The following is a 16,753-nucleotide window of genomic DNA, read 5'->3' as shown; positions in this document are numbered from 1 at the left end:
GTTGCCGGATGAGGGCCGGCGAATTGGCGGTCAGGGCGGCGGCAACGGAGGCGGCCAGGGTGGCGGCAATGGCGGCGGTCAGGGAGGCGGCAACGGCGGCGGTCAGGGCGGCGGCAACGGCGGCGGTCAGGGCGGCGGCAACGGTGGTGGCCAGGGTGGCGGTCACGGTGGCGGCTGGGGTGATGGCCATGGAGGTGGTCAGGGCCATAACCCGTTTGGTGGTCATGGCAACCATGGCGGTAATGGTGGCGGTCATGGCGGCGGCTGGGGTGATGGTAACGGAGGCGGCCAGGGCCATAACCCGTTTGGCGGTCATGGAAATCATGGCGGTGGCGGTAACCATGGCGGTGGCGGCAACCACGGCGGTGGCGACAATCACGGCGGTGGCGGTAACCATGGCGGTGGCGACAACCACGGAGGTGGCGGTAACCATGGCGGTGGCGGTAATCACGGCGGTGGCGGTAACAACGGCGGTGGCGGCAACAACGGCGGTGGCGGCAACAACATCGGTGGCGGCAACAACATCGGTGGCGGTAGCAACAACGTCAGTGGTCGTAGCAACGGCGGTGGTTCAGGCGTAACCGCGACAACCGTTCGCGGCGGACAAGCGGGTAATAACAACTCGGATAACAACAGTTCTCGATCGTCTAAGTGCAATCAGCCTGGGGCGATTGGCTGTAACTTCCGCTAATCAGGTCAAATGTTAGTCGGGAGATACCGATATACGTTTCATCTCCAGAAGGCCGTAGCCGGTGTGCTGCGGCCTTTTTATGTTTGAGAGTCGTTATAAAGAATGCACTGACACTGCCGATAATGAAGCTAACTATATAAATTTTCTATGTAAAACGGAGTTGCAAAAGTCTTAATGTAAGCATAATGTGAGAAAAATGTTTACATTTAGAGTGCTCGCTTCGAATTGCAGATCCTGGACGCAACGTCTTCATGGAAGATCTCAAATTATCGGAGAGTTACCATGCAAACATTCCCGCGATTTTTCACTGCTATCATCTCCTCGCTTGCCTTTTTCTGTTTCAGCGCGCTGGCCGCAAACAGTGGTGTGATCCACTTTCGTGGGCAGATCGTCGAGCCGCCCTGTGATTACCAACCTTCGCCGACCAAAATGAGCGTGAACTGTTATCAGGACGGTAAGAATCATGTTCAGACAGTATCAATGAAATCCCTGCTACAGGGGCAGCAGTTCGTCAATGACAAGAGCACCGCCACGCTGCACTGGCTAAATACGGATAAAAATGCAGCGATCCTCACCGTACAGTACAAATAGCCCGAAACGAAATGACGGGGCGTGTTGTTTATGGTAGGCAGTTTTAGTTGGCCACTTCATTTTCGATCTGGTTGATAGCAAGAGAGCTAACCCTGTTCACAACATAACTGAGCTATGTCGTGAAAGCTGGAGATGGGTGATAACAGCATAACAACTAAGGCCAGCCTCAGGGCTGGCTTTCTCTTCATCTAACCTGTCCACAATCACTGTAAGTTAAATTCATCATTGCATGTAGATGGCTTGCTACTTCAAACGGGAGAGTAAAAAGGATGATTTTGGACTCCGATAAAGAAACGTTGACATTTTCTCATCATCAATATGAGCAATTACAGCAAGGGTATGAAGTAACATCAAATTATCTTATTCATCATTGGGTTCATCTCGGACTATAGGTGGTGAATCGAGTACAAATACATTTCTCAAAAAATCATCCCGTCACTTTTTAATCTCATGGCATGTAGCATCTGAGACAGAATTAGTTACCCTCTGAACCCATCCCCATCCAGACATTTTATTCCCATCAAAATCTAGCTCAAAATCAGTAGCATTACCATCAGTGAAATGCGTCGCAGTTGTTTTATTCGATGAGAAATAACATTCTGCATCAGGTTTTACTTCTGGCTTATCATCACACCCAATCAAGGCAAATAGGCATAGTATCGCAAAGATCTTTTTCATTTTATTCACTATCCACTACACAATCAACGCCCATCAATGAACGCTGTTTACCACTGACTTTTATGACCATCTGAATTCCAGAATATGTCTCACCATCTTTGATGTAGATTAATTGATTACTGGCTTCACTTGTTTCAATCAATCCTGTTCTCATTTGCATCTTATCCCCTTCCTTCCACTTGTCATTACGTACAGGGCTAGTTTGAAAATCAAAATTCACTCCATGCATTTTAATCATCATTAAATTTCCATTTTCAAGGAATTCTAATGGATACTTAGAAACACCCTGAGAGGTAATTTCACCAGTGTTAAGAATTGAATCTTCGACAATTACTTTGTCACAATGACCTATAGCCATTACATTAAATGCAGATGCTAATAAAGTTAAACCTAACACAATCTTTTTCATTTAAACCACCATCAATATTGAAAAATAAAAATAAGGATATTTCATTGTATTTTTTTTTCTGAACATAATTTACCGTGTAGTACAGGATCTATGCAATAACCCTGCACATTAAACCTTTTCATTAACATGAAAGGAAATAGATTTCTTACTTATAAGTTGACTATCCATGATTGCAAATGTATTCACAGATAGCCACTAATGTTAAAGAGTGGTTATCTATCTTTTGTTAGACAGGCATAGTAAATCAATTCCTTTATAGTAGAACGTGAGATAGATAAGTAAATCAAGATTGTTCATTAGTTCATCAAGTTTGCAATGAAAGTGCTTACCCTCCAGATTTGATGTAGTAGCACCGTTATACTTTTGCTCACGCTCAGCAGCATCTATAGCGATGAACGATCTTGAGAAAGCCTTGTCTACGCCTTTACTACGTAACTGAACCTGAAACGAGATAGTGCCTTATGCACTGGCTCTTTCTTTGATATTGGTACTCGCTATATGAGTTATTCCTAAGAGGTACTTTACACAAGTAGTAGTGTTGTTTCTAAGGAAAACCTATTTCAATCAGATTCTTATAGGTTTAAAACTACGGCTATGGTAGATAATCGATTCGTCTTAGTAAGAGGATAGTGAGCATGACCGAACGAATTCAGGTGCAGCAGGGGGATATCACCCGCCTTGAGGTGGATGTTATCGTCAATGCCGCCAATCCTTCACTGATGGGGGGCGGTGGCGTGGATGGCGCAATCCATCGCGCCGCCGGGCCGTCACTACAGGAGGCTTGCGCCGTTGTTCGCCAGCAGCAGGGCACCTGTCCGACCGGACATGCGGTGATCACCCACGCGGGAAACCTGAAAGCAAAAGCTGTCATTCATACTGTCGGGCCGGTCTGGCAGGGCGGGGGAGAACAGGAAGCCTCACTCTTGGAGCAGGCGTACCACAACAGTTTGCAGTTGGCGCTGGATAATGGCTATCGCACGCTGGCCTTTCCGGCGATTTCAACCGGGGCCTACGGCTATCCTCATCGCGAGGCAGCGGAAATTGCCATCAGTACGGTGGCGGCGTTTCTGACTCGCCGTAGCCTGCCGGAAATCGTCTTTTTCGTCTGCTTCGATGACGAAACCACGCGTTTATATCAGGAAATACTTGGCCAGACGCGGATCCCCGCGCTGGCCAACGACGCCAACACCTAGTGGCCGGCCGTCTGCGGTTTAGGTGCTTTTTGCTGTGGTTTGCCGGAAAACAGGAAACGCAGCAGGGGAATACGCAGATGAATTTCGTACAACACCAACGCACAGCCCACGACAAAAACCAACCCGGTCAGGAAGCCGAGCGTATTTGAGCTAATGCTCGGCATAATCCAGGCGCCGAAGAACAGCGTCAGCGGGTGGTGCACCAGATAGATAAATAAGGAAGCATTGACGAAATAGGTGACGCGTGCGGACTGGAAGTTCAGCATACGGTGGCCGAATGAGAACACCACGTTCACCATCCACACGCCTAATACCATCGTAATCACATATTCCGTTTCATACATCCATGCATCGCCAGAACCGTAGTGCTGATTCAGTCGATAGGCGATAAACCCGAACAGGGCCGCCACGATGCACCACGGTGAAGGGGTGGTGAACAGCGTTTTTAACTTCGGATGAATAAAGGCCAGCGCGCCGAGAATAAAGAAGGGCACGTAAAACAGCGTCTGCATGACCACGAAGTTAAACAGGCCATCACTCAGTATCGGCGGGTAGATAAGGAATAGCGTCCGACGGATAGCGGCGTAAACCACCCCGAGCAGCAGGAACATGAGCGTAAGTTTGCCCATGGTCATGTTGTCGAAGAGATCGGCCCGACGACGCATCTGGCGGCGGCGCATCTGGTGAAAGACCAGAATGCCGAGAGTCGTCAGCACCACCAGAACGAGCAGGAACCACAGGTGCGACACCAGTTCCCAGGCCAGCGTATTATATTTTTCGTAAAACGACAGCGTATGCCAGGTTTCCGTCTTACCCTTAACGTATTGCAGCATCAGGAATTGCGGCAGCGTGAGCAGCGGAATGGCGGTTAGCATCGGAATACCCACGCGCTCAACGCGAACCTTCCACCATTTTTTGATGGGATAGCGCAAAAAGAGCATGTAGGAAAAGTAGCCGGAGATAACAAAGAACACCTGCATGCGAAATGCGTGCACAAAATCGTTAAAAAGCGTCAGCCACCATGACGGCGTCGGGCTATTCATATGCCAGGTGTGGGTAGAATACAGGAGCGAAATGTGAAAAGGGATCCCCAGCAACATTAGCCAGGCCCGAATCGAGTCGAGAAAATATTCACGCTGTGCGGGTTTGTTATTCATAGGGTTAGGTACGATTCTCAGACTAATCGCCTTACAGACTAAGACGAGAAAGTTTACATTCGTTGGCAACCCTACACGAACTCTGGTTACCTGTCTCCAGGATAAGCACGCAAAGTGCAAAGCACAGTCGACGGTTGCTTAATACCTAAGCCACCGGGCTGAACAATATGGGGATTATGTTGTCGGATTGCTTGAATTTCCAGTAAAATGGATCGGATCGATTTAAGCACACAAAGGGGGAAGTGCTTAGTTATATGAAACAGAAACCACAGATGATGAAACTGCGTTGGTTAGGCGCAGCCGTAATGTTGTCCCTGTGTACTTCATCTGCATGGGCATTCACTATTGATGACGTTGCAAAGCAGGCTAAGTCGCTGGCGGATAAAAGCTATGAAGCGCCGAAAAGCAACCTGCCTTCCGTCTTCCGCGATATGAAATATGCGGACTACCAGCAAATCCAGTTCAACCACGATAAGGCATACTGGAGCAACATTAAGACCCCGTTTAAGCTCGAATTCTACCACCAGGGTATGTATTTCGACACGCCGGTGACCATTAATGAAGTCACGGCGACCTCCGTGCGGAAAATTAAGTACAGCCCGGACTACTTCACGTTCGGTGACGTTAAGCATGACAAAGACACCGTGAAGGATCTTGGCTTTGCAGGCTTCAAAGTGCTGTATCCGATCAACAGCAAAGATAAGAACGACGAGATCGTCAGCATGTTGGGCGCCAGCTACTTCCGCGTGCTCGGTCAGGGGCAGGTGTATGGCCTGTCTGCCCGCGGTCTGGCGATTGACACGGCGCTGCCGTCCGGTGAGGAGTTCCCTCGCTTCCGTGAATACTGGATCGAGCGTCCAAAAGCGACCGATAAGCGTCTGACTATCTATGCGCTGCTGGATTCCCCGCGTGCAACTGGCGCTTACCGCTTTGTGGTGATGCCGGGTCGCGATACCGTCGTCGACGTGCAGAGCAAAATTTATCTGCGTGACAAAGTGGGTAAGCTGGGCGTTGCGCCGTTGACCAGTATGTTCCTGTTCGGGCCGACCCAGCCTTCCGCCGCGACCAACTATCGCCCGGAACTGCACGATTCTAACGGTTTGTCTATCCACGCCGGCAACGACGAATGGATCTGGCGTCCGCTGAACAACCCGAAACATCTGGCCGTCAGCAGCTTCGCGACCGAAAACCCGCAGGGCTTTGGTCTGCTGCAGCGTGGCCGTCAGTTCTCTCGTTTTGAAGATCTGGATGACCGCTACGATCTGCGCCCAAGCGCCTGGATCACGCCGAAAGGCGATTGGGGCAAAGGCACCATTGAGTTGGTCGAGATCCCAACCAACGACGAAACCAACGATAACATCGTGGCTTACTGGACGCCGGATAAACTGCCGGAAGCCGGTAAAGAGATGAACTACAAGTACACCATCACCTTTACCCGTGACGAAGACAAACTGCATGCCACGGACAACGCGTACGTGATGCAGACTCGCCGTTCTACCGGCGATGTCAAACAGTCGAACCTGATTCGTCAGCCTGACGGTACCCTGGCGTTCATCGTCGACTTTACCGGTGCCGATATGCGTAAAATGCCGCAGGATACGCCGGTAACGGCGCAGACGAGCATTGGTGATAACGGTGAAATCGTTGAAAATAGCGTTCGCTATAACCCGGTGACCAAAGGTTGGCGCTTAACGCTGCGCGTGAAGGTGAAAGATCCGAAGAAAACCACTGAAATGCGCGCTGCGCTGGTCAACGCGGACCAAGCGCTGAGTGAAACCTGGAGCTATCAGCTGCCTGCAAATGAATAAGACAACGAAGTATATCGACGCACTGTCGCTTACGGATGCAGAAAAAGCGGCGCTCCCGGACACGACGCTGCGCGCCGTGCACGAAGCGCTGGATGACGAGCATCAGACAATTGCACGCGATGACGACACGCCGTTGGCGTCTGTCAAAGCGCGTCTGAAAGAGAGCTGGCCAGATTCTCTGGGCGGCGATCAACTGATGAAAGACGAGGAAGGGCGCACGCAGCTGCAGGCGATGCCGAAAGCTACGCGTTCTTCTATGTTCCCGGACCCATGGCGTACCAACCCGGTTGGTCGCTTCTGGGATCGTCTGCGTGGCCGCGATGTCACTCCGCGCTACCTGTCTCGTCTGACCAAAGAAGAGCAGGAGCGTGAAGCGAAATGGCGTACGGTGGGTTCCTTACGCCGTTACACGCTGCTGATTCTGACGCTGGCGCAGACCGTGGTCGCGACCTGGTATATGAAGACCATCCTGCCGTATCAGGGTTGGGCGCTGATCAACCCGGCCGATATGGTCGGGCAGAATCTGTGGGTCTCCTTTATGCAGCTGCTGCCGTATCTGCTGCAAACCGGGATCCTGATCCTCTTTGCCGTCCTGTTCTGCTGGGTCTCCGCCGGTTTCTGGACCGCATTGATGGGCTTCCTGCAACTGCTAATTGGCCGCGACAAGTACAGCATTTCTGCGTCTACCGTGGGCGATGAGCCGCTGAATCCGGAACACCGGACGGCGCTGATTATGCCTATCTGTAACGAAGACGTGTCCCGCGTATTCGCCGGTTTGCGTGCGACGTGGGAGTCAGTGAAAGCCACTGGCCAGCAGAAGCACTTTGACGTTTACATCCTCAGCGACAGCTACAATCCGGACATCTGCGTAGCAGAGCAAAAAGCCTGGATGGAGCTGATTGCCGAGGTGCAGGGTGAAGGGCAGATCTTCTATCGTCGTCGTCGTCGTCGCGTGAAGCGTAAAAGCGGCAACATCGATGACTTCTGCCGCCGCTGGGGTAATCAGTACAGCTATATGGTTGTGCTGGATGCCGACTCGGTGATGTCCGGCGACTGCCTGACCAACCTGGTGCGCCTGATGGAAGCGAACCCGAATGCCGGGATCATCCAGTCTTCGCCGCGCGCCTCCGGTATGGACACGCTGTACGCCCGCTGCCAGCAGTTTGCAACCCGCGTTTACGGCCCGCTGTTTACCGCCGGTTTGCATTTCTGGCAGTTAGGTGAATCGCACTACTGGGGCCACAACGCCATCATCCGCGTGAAGCCGTTTATCGAGCACTGCGCGCTGGCGCCGCTGCCGGGTGACGGTAACTTCGCCGGATCGATTCTGTCGCACGACTTCGTTGAAGCCGCGCTGATGCGTCGTGCCGGGTGGGGCGTGTGGATTGCCTACGATCTGCCGGGCTCGTATGAAGAGCTGCCGCCGAACCTGCTGGATGAACTGAAGCGTGACCGTCGCTGGTGTCAGGGTAACCTGATGAACTTCCGACTGTTCCTGGTAAAAGGGATGCACCCGGTTCACCGTGCGGTGTTCCTCACCGGTGTGATGTCCTACCTCTCCGCGCCGCTGTGGTTTATGTTCCTGGCCCTGTCGACCGCGCTGCAGGTAGTGCATGCGCTAACCGAGCCACAGTACTTCCTGCAGCCGCGTCAGCTGTTCCCGGTCTGGCCGCAGTGGCGTCCTGAGCTGGCGATCGCGCTGTTTGCCTCGACCATGGTGCTGCTGTTCCTGCCGAAACTGCTGAGTATCATTCTCGTGTGGTGCAAAGGCTCGAAAGAGTATGGCGGCTTTGTACGTGTGACGATCTCCCTGCTGTTGGAGGTGCTGTTCTCCGTGCTGCTGGCACCGGTGCGTATGCTGTTCCACACCGTATTCGTGGTCAGCGCGTTCCTGGGCTGGGAAGTGGTCTGGAACTCGCCGCAGCGTGATGATGACTCCACGCCGTGGAGTGAAGCCTTTATGCGTCACGGTTCTCAGCTGCTGCTGGGCCTGGTGTGGGCTGTCGGCATGGCGTGGCTGGATCTGCGCTTCCTGTTCTGGCTGGCGCCGATTGTGTTCTCGCTGATTCTGTCGCCTTTCGTGTCGGTGATCTCCAGCCGCTCGACCGTGGGTCTGCGCACCAAACGCTGGAAGCTGTTCCTGATTCCGGAAGAGTACAGCACGCCGAAGGTGCTGGCTGATACCGAAGCGTATCTGGAACAGAACCGCGCACGCGTGCTGGACGACGGCTTTATGCATGCGGTGTTTAATCCGTCATTTAACGCCCTGGCAACGGCGATGGCAACCGCGCGTCACCGTGCGAGCCATGTGCTGGAGATCGCCCGCGATCGCCACGTTGAACAGGCGCTGAACGAAACGCCGGATAAGCTGAACCGCGATCGTCGTCTGGTGCTGCTGAGCGACCCGGTCACCCTGTCGCGTCTGCACTACCGCGTCTGGGCCGCGCCGGAGAGATATTCCTCCTGGGTGGCTGAGTACGATAAGCTGACGCTGAATCCGCAGGCGTTAAAAGCCAAATAACCCGGAGCGTCCCCGGTCGAGGTAGAACCCCGCCGGGGAAGGTCAGGGGAGATATTTGCCGTAAGGAAATACCGGCCATCCAGCCGGTATTTTTTTGTCTGTAACAATGAGGAAGAACAACGTGATACGAATGTTACTGGTTGTCGTCATGACGATAGTGCTGAGCGGATGCGGCAGCATTATCAGTAGAACGATTCCCGGACAGGGCCATGGAAACCAGTATTATCCGGGCGTAAAGTGGGATTTGCGCGATTCCGCCTGGCGCTATGTCACCATTATCGATCTACCGTTTTCGCTGGTGTTCGACACCCTGTTGCTGCCGATTGACGCCAGCCACGGCCCTTATGAGTAGCTAGCGCTCATCCCATTCATCGGCAGCGGTCTGGCCCTCTTCGGTATCGAGAGAGGGCTCCAGCTGATACTCGCCTTCATCCCACTCGTGCAGCGTATTCTCTTCTACCCATTCCTGACGAAGCTCAATCTCGTCAAAGTCACCGTCAAACACGCTCTGCGCGGCTTCGCCGCTGAGCATTGGCAGACATTCGCCTTCTTCATCCTCATCGGCGAAGAACTCGGCCTGCCACATGATGTCACCGTCCTGTAAAACGTACTTTTGCATATTGAATTGCTGTACGTCCGCTTCGCTCTCCTCCAGACCGGGATTATCGGCGAGAAAAGTTTCACGTGCCGCATCAATAGCTTCTTCGAGCGTGGCGTATAAGGTCATCTCTTTCTCCCTGCAATTTGACGTGGTATTCAGGGAAATAATAGCTGAAGTTTTCGGTTGTACACGCCCTGCGCGATGTTTTCACGCAAACCGCAGGGCGAGAGGGCTAGGGGCGAGAGGGTTCCGGGTTACGGCGTAGGCTGAAACCGGTATAAACGGCGTTAAACAGCACCACGACGGCGGTCACGCAGAACACCGCGCGGAAGCCATAGTTGGCCGATACGGCGGCGCCAATCAGCGGCCCGGTCACGTTGCCGATATCGCGGAACGACTGGTTGTAGCTGAAAATACGCCCGGCAATCTGGTTGCTGGAGTTATAGACCAACAGCGTTTGTACCGCCGGAAGGAGCGCGCCGTCGGCGGCCCCCAACAGGAAGCGCAGAATACCCAGCTGTAGCGGGTTTTGCACAAATGACATCGGAATCAGCAGCAGCACCGAAACAATCAGCGCGACGATAAGAATTTTCTCCGGGCCGATGCGGTCACCAAGTTTCCCCAGGCGCGGTGCGCAAATCAGCGCCGCCACGCCAGGGACTGAGGCTATCATGCCGCTGATAAAGGCGATGTTGCTGATATTTCCCGCCAGATCGCGCACGTAGAGCGTGAGGATTGGCGCAATTGAACCGGTGGCGACTTGAATGATTAAGGTGGTGACGAACAGGCTAAGCACCAGCTCGCGGTTTTTCAGCGAGCCGAATACCTCTTTAACGTGCAGCATCTCCTTTTTGGAGACCGGCGTGAACTGCTCGCGGATAAAGAACAGGGTCAGGACGAAGCAGATAAACAGTACCGTTGCGGTCATAAAGAAGACCGGACGCAGCCCGTAGTTATCGGCCAGGAAACCACCGGCGAGCGGCCCAAGCAGCGCGCCGCTGACCGCGCCTGTCGAGAGCGTCCCCAGCGCCCAGCCGCTTTTATGGCGTGGGATCTGAGTGGCAATCAGCGCGTTGGCGTTAGGAATAAAACCGCCCAGCAGCCCCAGCAGCGCGCGCAGGATTAAAAATTGCCAGATATTCTGCGCCAGCCCCATCAGCAGCATGACGATGGCCATGCCCAGTGCCGAACGCAGCAGCATGATTTTGCGGCCTTTACGGTCGGCTAAACCGCCCCACAGCGGGGAGGCGATGGCGGAAAACAGAAAGGTGATACTGAAGACCAGGCCAGACCACATATTCAGCGCGCTGTGGCCAGTCACGCCAAGTTGCTCAACGTACAGGGGAAGGAACGGCATCACCAGGCTGAATGCAGCGCCGGTTAAAAAACAGCCGAGCCAGACGACAGCGAGGTTACGCTTCCAGTTTATGGGGGCATCTGAGGGTAGCATAGGGTTCCGCAGGCAATATCGCCAAAAGAGAGTGTATTTATAAGCCTGCTAATTATGCGCCCGTGTTCATATCACCGCAATGTGGGTAGCTTTTAAAGCTAAAACAAAACGCGCAGCCTGGGCTGCGCGTTGCTATCAGTAGCGGGAGGGGACACCTTCCGGACGCGTCTTAAAGCGCCGATGCAGCCACATATACTGCTCGGGCGCCATCAGGATGCATTTCTCGACGATGGTGTTCATCCATGCGGCGGTCGTTTCTGCGTCGTCCAGCGGCGGGTCGCACTCCGGCTCGAGGATAATCAACTCATAGCCTTTACCATCCGGTTTGCGGCGTGGCACAAACGGCACAACGCAGGCTTTTGACATTTTCGCCAGCATCCAGGTACCGGAAGTTGTCGCCGCGTCTTTCACCGCAAATAGCGGCGCGAACACGCTGGCGCGCGGGCCGTAGTCGTGATCCGGCGCGTACCAGATGATCTCGCCGTTTTTCAACGCCCTGACCATCCCTTTGAGGTCTTTACGATCGAGCATGCTTTTATTCGAACGCATGCGACCCCAGGTTTGCAGCCAGTCGAGAACCGGGTTGTCGTTTGGACGATAGACGCCGATGCCGGGGTTGTGGATACCAAACATACGGGCGCCCATTTCGAGCGTCAGGAAGTGAATACCGATCAGCAAAACGCCGCGGCCAGAATCCTGCACGGCACGGATGTGCTCAAGGCCGCTGGCGTCCATCCAGCGGTTAATACGCTTCGTCGGCCAGAACCAGGCGATGCCGGTCTCCATCACGCCCATGCCCACGGACTCAAAATTCTTCACCACCATCCGATGACGTTCTTCTTCGCTCATCTCCGGGAAGCAAAGCTCCAGATTACGGTAGGCAATTTTTGCGCGGCGCTTCATCAGCCGCAATGCCAGTCTACCCATCGCGTTGCCGAGACGGTAGATAACCGGATAGGGCAGTTGAACGACCAGCCAGAGCAGACCAATGCCCAGCCATGATGGCCAGTAGCGAGGATGCAGCAGCGCAGCGGTGAACTTGGGTAACTGGGTCATGTGTTTCCTGTTTTTACGAGCAACTGGTTCTATTGTCGCACTATTTTTCCGTCAACCAAAATGCCGGGGCCACGACCGACGATAATTTAGCCAGAGATTTTGCGCGGTATTATTATTGGTGATGAAAATGTAGCGCAAAATGTGGGGATGTAAATTAACGATGATTGCTATATCATGCGCCCCGATTAAGACCATCCATTCTATTTTGCAGGATAAGAACACCATGCCAGTGTTGCATAACCGCATTTCGAATGAGACGCTGAAAGCGCAGATGCTGGCAGAAACCGAGCCACGCACCACTATCTCATTCTATAAATACTTCACCATCGTCGATCCCAGGGCCACCCGGGATGCGCTGTATGTTGCGCTAACGGAGCTCAAGGTCTTTGGCCGTATCTATCTCGCCCACGAGGGCATTAACGCCCAGATCAGCGTCCCGGCCAGCCTCGTGGAAAAGCTGCGCGAACGGCTGTATAGCTTTGATCCGGCGCTTAAAGACCTGCGTCTGAATATCGCCCTTGATGACGATGGTAAATCCTTCTGGGTGCTGCGCATGAAGGTCCGCGATCGTATCGTCGCGGACGGGATTGACGATCCTACCTTCGATGCCAGCGACGTCGGCGACTACCTGAAAGCGGCAGAAGTTAACGCCATGCTGGACGATCCGGACGCGGTATTTATCGATATGCGCAACCACTACGAATATGAAGTGGGCCATTTTGAGCAGGCGCTGGAAATTCCGGCAGATACTTTCCGCGAGCAGTTGCCGAAGGCCGTGGAAATGATGCAGGAACATAAAGATAAAAAAATCGTCATGTACTGCACCGGTGGTATTCGCTGCGAGAAAGCCAGCGCCTGGATGAAGCACAACGGCTTCAAGCAGGTGTGGCATATTGAAGGCGGTATTATTGAATACGCGCGTCGCGCCCGCGAGCAAGGCTTACCGGTACGCTTTATCGGCAAAAACTTCGTCTTCGACGAGCGCATGGGCGAGCGTATCTCCGATGAGGTGATTGCCCACTGCCACCAGTGCGGCACGCTGTGCGACAGCCACACCAACTGCCTGAACGACGGCTGCCACCTGCTGTTTATTCAGTGCCCGGCCTGCGCCGAGAAGTTTGAAGGCTGCTGCAGCGAAGCCTGCCAGCAGGAACACAAGCTGCCGGAAGAGGAACAACGTCAGCGACGTGCGGGCCGCGAAAACGGCAATAAGATTTTTAATAAGTCGCGCGGTCGTTTGAATACGCGTTTAGGCATTCCTGACCCGGAAGGGCAAAACAACTAGCTGAAATAGAGATAGGCGATATCGGCGAGGGCCAGCAGCAGCCAGAGCATCAGATAAAGCATCAGGTGCTCGCGAATGTTGTTGATCAGGTAGTAAAACAGACGACGCATATCATTCTCTGTAGAACGGCCCCGCATTGTCGGGGCCGTTCATTTTTAGTGGTTAAAACGGGCCAGCGCGAAGGGGCTTAAATCGAACGCTGGCGTCTGCTGCTGCGCAAATTGGGCGGCAATTTCGCCCAGTACGGTAGCGAACTTAAAGCCATGGCCGCTCAGACCGCCGATAAACAGCACGTCGGGCTGGCCGGGCAGGGTGTCGATAATAAAGTCTTCATCCGGCGAGTTATCGTAGGTACAGGCTGCGCCGTACAGACAGCCGCCGATGCCGGGCAAAATCTGGCGCAGGAAGCCGAACGCTTCTGAGCCGTCGCTGGCGACCGAACCGAACGCTTTGCGCTCTTCCGGGCTGTTGATTAGCTGCCCGCCGTTGTGTTTGCCAATTTTCAATTCGTTTTCAACCGCCGGGAAACCGTAGAACTGATCGCCGTCAGGCAACTCGCCGGTAAACGCCGGGAAGTTATTCTTACGGCTATAGCGGCCATCGGCCTGGAACCAGGCAAAAACCTTACGTACCGGCTGAATCGGCAGTTCAGGGTAGAACTGTTTCACCCAGGTACCGGCGGTCAGCAGCAGTTTTTTACCTTGCCAGCGGCCTTCAGACGTTTCAATCGTTACGCCATCGGCATCGCTGTGGATGGCGGTGACCGGGCAGTTAAACAGCTGGGCGCAACCCGCGTCTTTCGCCATCGCGATCAGCGTTTTTACCGCCAGTTCGCTTTTCAGTACGCCGGAGCCGGGTTCAAAAATGGCCTGATAGTCGGCGGGCACGGTGATTTCTGGCCAGCGGGCCATCAGCGCGCTGGCGTCCAGCCGCTCTACCGGCAGGTTAAACTGCTCGGCGCTCTGGGCGACGGTCTGCAGGAAGGTGGAGTTGGCAGGGCCAAGATTCACCACGCCGCTACGTTCGAACAGCTCTTCGCCGCTGATGGCGGACAGCTCGTCCCAAAGCGCTTGCGCACGCAGTACCAGCGGCACATATTTCTCACCCTCGCCGTAGGCGTGGCGCATCAGACGCGTGTCGCCGTGGTGGCTACCCTGCTGGTGGGGCGGCATATGGGCGTCGGTCATCAGGACGTTTAAACCCGCTTTACGGGCGTAATAACCGGCAGCGGCACCGACGGAGCCGCTGCCAACAATAATGAGATCGTATTGCATAGTCTTTCCTGACTCGATAATGAGGCGCGAAATCTGTGTCTGGTAGAGTAAATTAAGCTGCAGTTGTTATACAAGCGTGAAAATAATTAAGGCACCCGAGGGTGCCTGTTTGCCATTACGACGAGAAAAGTATCGGCGTTAATGCCGGCGATACTCGTTGACCTGGTAATCGCCAGACTCAATTTTGGCAATCCCGGCTTCCAGTATGGAAATAAACTGACGTGCGACATCGGTCGTCAGCCATAGCGTTTGGCCAACTTCTGCTTCTTTATTGCTCGATTGATTGGGGTCTTGGTAGTGCAGGCGCAACATCAGCGCATCATAGCTATCTACGGTGCTGATGTCCCATCCGACGAGGGGATGGGTCTGGATGACTTCATTATTCTTTTCCATCATAACCCCTTATTTACGTGTTAAAAGGCAACAACTCTCGAGGTCTAATGCAATTTTTTGTGAAGCTTTATCAGTATACAACACTTCAATAAATACTCGAGAATTGAAATCAAAAGCAACACAAATTCCTGAGTTAGTCGGCTATTTGCGCAATAAACAACCATGTCGCGCAATTTTTTACCGCTAATGTAAAAAGTGGGGATTGATCACAGAAAAACAAGCGCGGGAATAAAAAAAGCCGGGGCGACCCGGCAAAAAAAACACAATGAGGGAAAATTTAGTCGGTGATGAACCAGTCGTCGGCGCTTTCCCAGGTTTCCTGGAGGATTTCGCTGATGCGGTCTTTATCTTCTTTAATGCCACCGATCACGGAAAGGTTATTGCTGGCAGCATAGCGCACGCTAACGGCGCCACCGCTGTCTGGAAATTGGTTGTTGATACGGCGGGAAAGTTCGTCTGCCAGCGCGTCTAAGGCGCCTGCCGGCAGCGCGGTGGTTTTTGCAATAGTGACTTCAATACGCATAATTGCCCCCTGTGTAATATACTGTATATTTATACAGTCATATTCAGGCGTTTACAACAGGGGGCGCGATTTTATTTTTTCACCGTCCAGCGCAGCGTTTCTCCGGCGAGGAACGGCACTAAGGTATCATCACTCAGGGCGATGCTTTCCGCGACCTGACTCTCTTCACGCACCAGCTCAACGTAGCTGTCGTTAACCGGCAGGCCGTAGAAGCGCGGGCCGTTCAGCGAGCAGAACGCTTCGAAATGCTCAAGCGTGTTCATCTCTTCAAACACGGTGGCGTAGCTGCCCAGCGCGCCAGGCGCATTAAAGCAACCCGCACAGCCGCAACTGGCTTCTTTACGGTGACGGGCGTGCGGCGCGGAATCAGTGCCGAGGAAGGCGCGGGTAAAGCCGCTGGCAACCAGTTCGCGCAGCGCCTGCTGGTGAACGTTGCGTTTCAGAATCGGCAGGCAGTACAGATGCGGACGCACGCCGCCGACCAGCATATGGTTGCGGTTGAACATCAGATGCTGTGGCGTGATGGTGGCGGCCAGCAGGTCATTGCCGTCGCGCACATACTCGGCGGCATCTTTGGTGGTGATGTGTTCGAACACCACTTTCAGGCCCTGAAGACGCTGGCGTAGCGGCTCCATCACGCTGTCGATAAAGCGCGCCTCGCGGTCGAAAATATCGATTTCTGCATGGGTCACTTCGCCGTGCACCAGCAGCGGCATGCCCAGCTTCTCCATGCGCTCCAGCACGGGCATAATCGCATCGGTGCTGGTGACGCCGTGGCTGGAGTTGGTGGTAGCGTTAGCCGGATACAGCTTCGCGGCGGTGAATACGCCTTCGTTAAAACCGCGCTCCAGTTCGTTTGGATCCAGCGTATCGGTCAAATAGCAGGTCATCAGCGGAGTGAAGTCGTGCCCGGCAGGCACCGCGTCGAGGATGCGCTGGCGATAGGCGATAGCCGCATCGACGGTGGTAATTGGCGGAACCAGGTTCGGCATAATAATCGCGCGGCCATACAGCTCGCTGGTATACGGAACAACCGTTTTCAACATCTCGCCGTCGCGAAGATGGATATGCCAGTCGTCTGGGCGGCGAATTTTCAGAACTTGCGGTAATGCGGTCATGTAAG

The 16,753-nt window shown here is 53.8% G+C and carries 18 protein-coding genes; 7 read left to right on the top strand and 11 right to left on the bottom strand.

Annotated features, from left to right (window positions below; genetic code table 11):
• Positions 1-691 (top strand): hypothetical protein (locus GY169_RS23530; protein WP_263406826.1); only part of this gene is annotated, 691 nt, incomplete at its 5' end.
• A gap of 282 nt (positions 692-973) precedes the next feature.
• Positions 974-1,282, top strand: a complete 309-nt coding sequence (locus tag GY169_RS14860) for a type 1 fimbrial protein (RefSeq protein WP_163448135.1) — start codon at positions 974-976, stop codon at positions 1,280-1,282.
• A gap of 435 nt (positions 1,283-1,717) precedes the next feature.
• Here the strand turns inward: GY169_RS14860 and GY169_RS14855 are convergent, their stop codons facing one another.
• Together GY169_RS14855 and GY169_RS14850 are read right to left on the bottom strand one after the other, a co-directional pair.
• Positions 1,718-1,960, bottom strand: coding sequence for a hypothetical protein (locus GY169_RS14855; protein WP_167576209.1), 243 nt, complete (start codon positions 1,958-1,960; stop codon positions 1,718-1,720).
• 1 nt (position 1,961) lies between these two features.
• Positions 1,962-2,369: a hypothetical protein gene (locus GY169_RS14850; protein ID WP_163448133.1), complete on the bottom strand. Its 408-nt coding sequence runs from the start codon at positions 2,367-2,369 to the stop codon at positions 1,962-1,964.
• A gap of 635 nt (positions 2,370-3,004) precedes the next feature.
• On the opposite strand from GY169_RS14850, the gene ymdB reads away from it, so the two are divergent.
• A complete protein-coding gene (gene ymdB / locus GY169_RS14845; protein ID WP_167576208.1) occupies positions 3,005-3,562 on the top strand; it encodes an O-acetyl-ADP-ribose deacetylase in 558 nt (185 codons plus the stop codon).
• On the opposite strand, the gene mdoC is transcribed toward ymdB, so the two are convergent.
• Positions 3,559-4,719, bottom strand: a complete 1,161-nt coding sequence (gene mdoC / locus GY169_RS14840; protein ID WP_163448131.1) for a glucans biosynthesis protein MdoC — start codon at positions 4,717-4,719, stop codon at positions 3,559-3,561. The two genes, ymdB and mdoC, sit on opposite strands and share 4 nt — an antisense overlap.
• A 272-nt stretch (positions 4,720-4,991) precedes the next feature.
• On the opposite strand from mdoC, the gene mdoG reads away from it, so the two are divergent.
• The 3 genes from mdoG to GY169_RS14825 all read left to right on the top strand — a co-directional run bounded on the left by mdoG (position 4,992) and on the right by GY169_RS14825 (position 9,400).
• Positions 4,992-6,527 (top strand): glucans biosynthesis protein MdoG, encoded by a 1,536-nt coding sequence (gene mdoG / locus GY169_RS14835; RefSeq protein ID WP_223802319.1) that lies wholly within the window; start codon positions 4,992-4,994, stop codon positions 6,525-6,527.
• Positions 6,520-9,048 (top strand): glucans biosynthesis glucosyltransferase MdoH, encoded by a 2,529-nt coding sequence (mdoH, locus tag GY169_RS14830; RefSeq protein WP_167576207.1) that lies wholly within the window; start codon positions 6,520-6,522, stop codon positions 9,046-9,048. The genes mdoG and mdoH overlap by 8 nt, the downstream gene beginning before the upstream one ends.
• A 130-nt stretch (positions 9,049-9,178) precedes the next feature.
• Positions 9,179-9,400 (top strand): YceK/YidQ family lipoprotein, encoded by a 222-nt coding sequence (locus GY169_RS14825; RefSeq protein ID WP_411908127.1) that lies wholly within the window; start codon positions 9,179-9,181, stop codon positions 9,398-9,400.
• Here the strand turns inward: GY169_RS14825 and GY169_RS14820 are convergent, their stop codons facing one another.
• From GY169_RS14820 to GY169_RS14810, 3 genes are all read right to left on the bottom strand, one after another.
• A complete protein-coding gene (locus tag GY169_RS14820) occupies positions 9,401-9,775 on the bottom strand; it encodes a MysB family protein (RefSeq protein ID WP_064549057.1) in 375 nt (124 codons plus the stop codon).
• A 106-nt stretch (positions 9,776-9,881) separates the two neighbouring features.
• Entirely contained in the window at positions 9,882-11,099 is a 1,218-nt protein-coding gene (gene mdtG, locus GY169_RS14815; RefSeq protein WP_167576206.1) for a multidrug efflux MFS transporter MdtG, read from the bottom strand.
• 135 nt (positions 11,100-11,234) lie between these two features.
• Complete coding sequence (locus GY169_RS14810) at positions 11,235-12,155, bottom strand: Kdo(2)-lipid IV(A) acyltransferase (RefSeq protein ID WP_167576205.1); 921 nt, start codon at positions 12,153-12,155, stop codon at positions 11,235-11,237.
• 223 nt (positions 12,156-12,378) lie between these two features.
• Between GY169_RS14810 and GY169_RS14805 the strand changes: the two genes are divergently transcribed.
• On the top strand, positions 12,379-13,440 hold the full coding sequence (locus GY169_RS14805) for a rhodanese-related sulfurtransferase (protein WP_167576204.1): 1,062 nt from the start codon (positions 12,379-12,381) through the stop codon (positions 13,438-13,440).
• Here GY169_RS14805 and GY169_RS14800 read toward each other — a convergent pair.
• From GY169_RS14800 to pyrC, 5 genes are all read right to left on the bottom strand, one after another.
• A complete protein-coding gene (locus GY169_RS14800; RefSeq protein WP_065356368.1) occupies positions 13,437-13,550 on the bottom strand; it encodes a DUF2770 family protein in 114 nt (37 codons plus the stop codon). The genes GY169_RS14805 and GY169_RS14800 overlap by 4 nt on opposite strands.
• Before the next feature lie 45 nt (positions 13,551-13,595).
• Entirely contained in the window at positions 13,596-14,714 is a 1,119-nt protein-coding gene (gene solA, locus GY169_RS14795) for an N-methyl-L-tryptophan oxidase (RefSeq protein ID WP_163448125.1), read from the bottom strand.
• A gap of 138 nt (positions 14,715-14,852) precedes the next feature.
• Complete coding sequence (gene bssS, locus GY169_RS14790) at positions 14,853-15,107, bottom strand: biofilm formation regulator BssS (protein WP_064549067.1); 255 nt, start codon at positions 15,105-15,107, stop codon at positions 14,853-14,855.
• Positions 15,108-15,384: 277 nt separating this feature from the next.
• Positions 15,385-15,630: a DNA damage-inducible protein I gene (gene dinI / locus GY169_RS14785; RefSeq protein WP_064549069.1), complete on the bottom strand. Its 246-nt coding sequence runs from the start codon at positions 15,628-15,630 to the stop codon at positions 15,385-15,387.
• Between the two features lie 71 nt (positions 15,631-15,701).
• Complete coding sequence (gene pyrC, locus GY169_RS14780; RefSeq protein WP_167576203.1) at positions 15,702-16,748, bottom strand: dihydroorotase; 1,047 nt, start codon at positions 16,746-16,748, stop codon at positions 15,702-15,704.
• Positions 16,749-16,753: the final 5 nt, after the last annotated feature.

The sequence above is a fragment of the Kluyvera genomosp. 3 genome, assembly GCF_011765685.1.
GTDB lineage: Bacteria > Pseudomonadota > Gammaproteobacteria > Enterobacterales > Enterobacteriaceae > Kluyvera > Kluyvera georgiana_A.
This window is presented reverse-complemented; position numbering and strand designations above follow the sequence as displayed.

Bases quoted from the DNA above. Each gene is read 5' to 3' on its own strand.
- GY169_RS14860 (WP_163448135.1), top strand. From the start codon at position 974: ATGCAAACATTCCCGCGATTTTTCACTGCTATCATCTCCTCGCTTGCC.
- GY169_RS14855 (WP_167576209.1), bottom strand. From the start codon at position 1,960: ATGAAAAAGATCTTTGCGATACTATGCCTATTTGCCTTGATTGGGTGT.
- GY169_RS14850 (WP_163448133.1), bottom strand. From the start codon at position 2,369: ATGAAAAAGATTGTGTTAGGTTTAACTTTATTAGCATCTGCATTTAAT.
- ymdB (WP_167576208.1), top strand. From the start codon at position 3,005: ATGACCGAACGAATTCAGGTGCAGCAGGGGGATATCACCCGCCTTGAG.
- mdoC (WP_163448131.1), bottom strand. From the start codon at position 4,719: ATGAATAACAAACCCGCACAGCGTGAATATTTTCTCGACTCGATTCGG.
- mdoG (WP_223802319.1), top strand. From the start codon at position 4,992: ATGATGAAACTGCGTTGGTTAGGCGCAGCCGTAATGTTGTCCCTGTGT.
- mdoH (WP_167576207.1), top strand. From the start codon at position 6,520: ATGAATAAGACAACGAAGTATATCGACGCACTGTCGCTTACGGATGCA.
- GY169_RS14825 (WP_411908127.1), top strand. From the start codon at position 9,179: ATGTTACTGGTTGTCGTCATGACGATAGTGCTGAGCGGATGCGGCAGC.
- GY169_RS14820 (WP_064549057.1), bottom strand. From the start codon at position 9,775: ATGACCTTATACGCCACGCTCGAAGAAGCTATTGATGCGGCACGTGAA.
- mdtG (WP_167576206.1), bottom strand. From the start codon at position 11,099: ATGCTACCCTCAGATGCCCCCATAAACTGGAAGCGTAACCTCGCTGTC.
- GY169_RS14810 (WP_167576205.1), bottom strand. From the start codon at position 12,155: ATGACCCAGTTACCCAAGTTCACCGCTGCGCTGCTGCATCCTCGCTAC.
- GY169_RS14805 (WP_167576204.1), top strand. From the start codon at position 12,379: ATGCCAGTGTTGCATAACCGCATTTCGAATGAGACGCTGAAAGCGCAG.
- GY169_RS14800 (WP_065356368.1), bottom strand. From the start codon at position 13,550: ATGCGTCGTCTGTTTTACTACCTGATCAACAACATTCGCGAGCACCTG.
- solA (WP_163448125.1), bottom strand. From the start codon at position 14,714: ATGCAATACGATCTCATTATTGTTGGCAGCGGCTCCGTCGGTGCCGCT.
- bssS (WP_064549067.1), bottom strand. From the start codon at position 15,107: ATGGAAAAGAATAATGAAGTCATCCAGACCCATCCCCTCGTCGGATGG.
- dinI (WP_064549069.1), bottom strand. From the start codon at position 15,630: ATGCGTATTGAAGTCACTATTGCAAAAACCACCGCGCTGCCGGCAGGC.
- pyrC (WP_167576203.1), bottom strand. From the start codon at position 16,748: ATGACCGCATTACCGCAAGTTCTGAAAATTCGCCGCCCAGACGACTGG.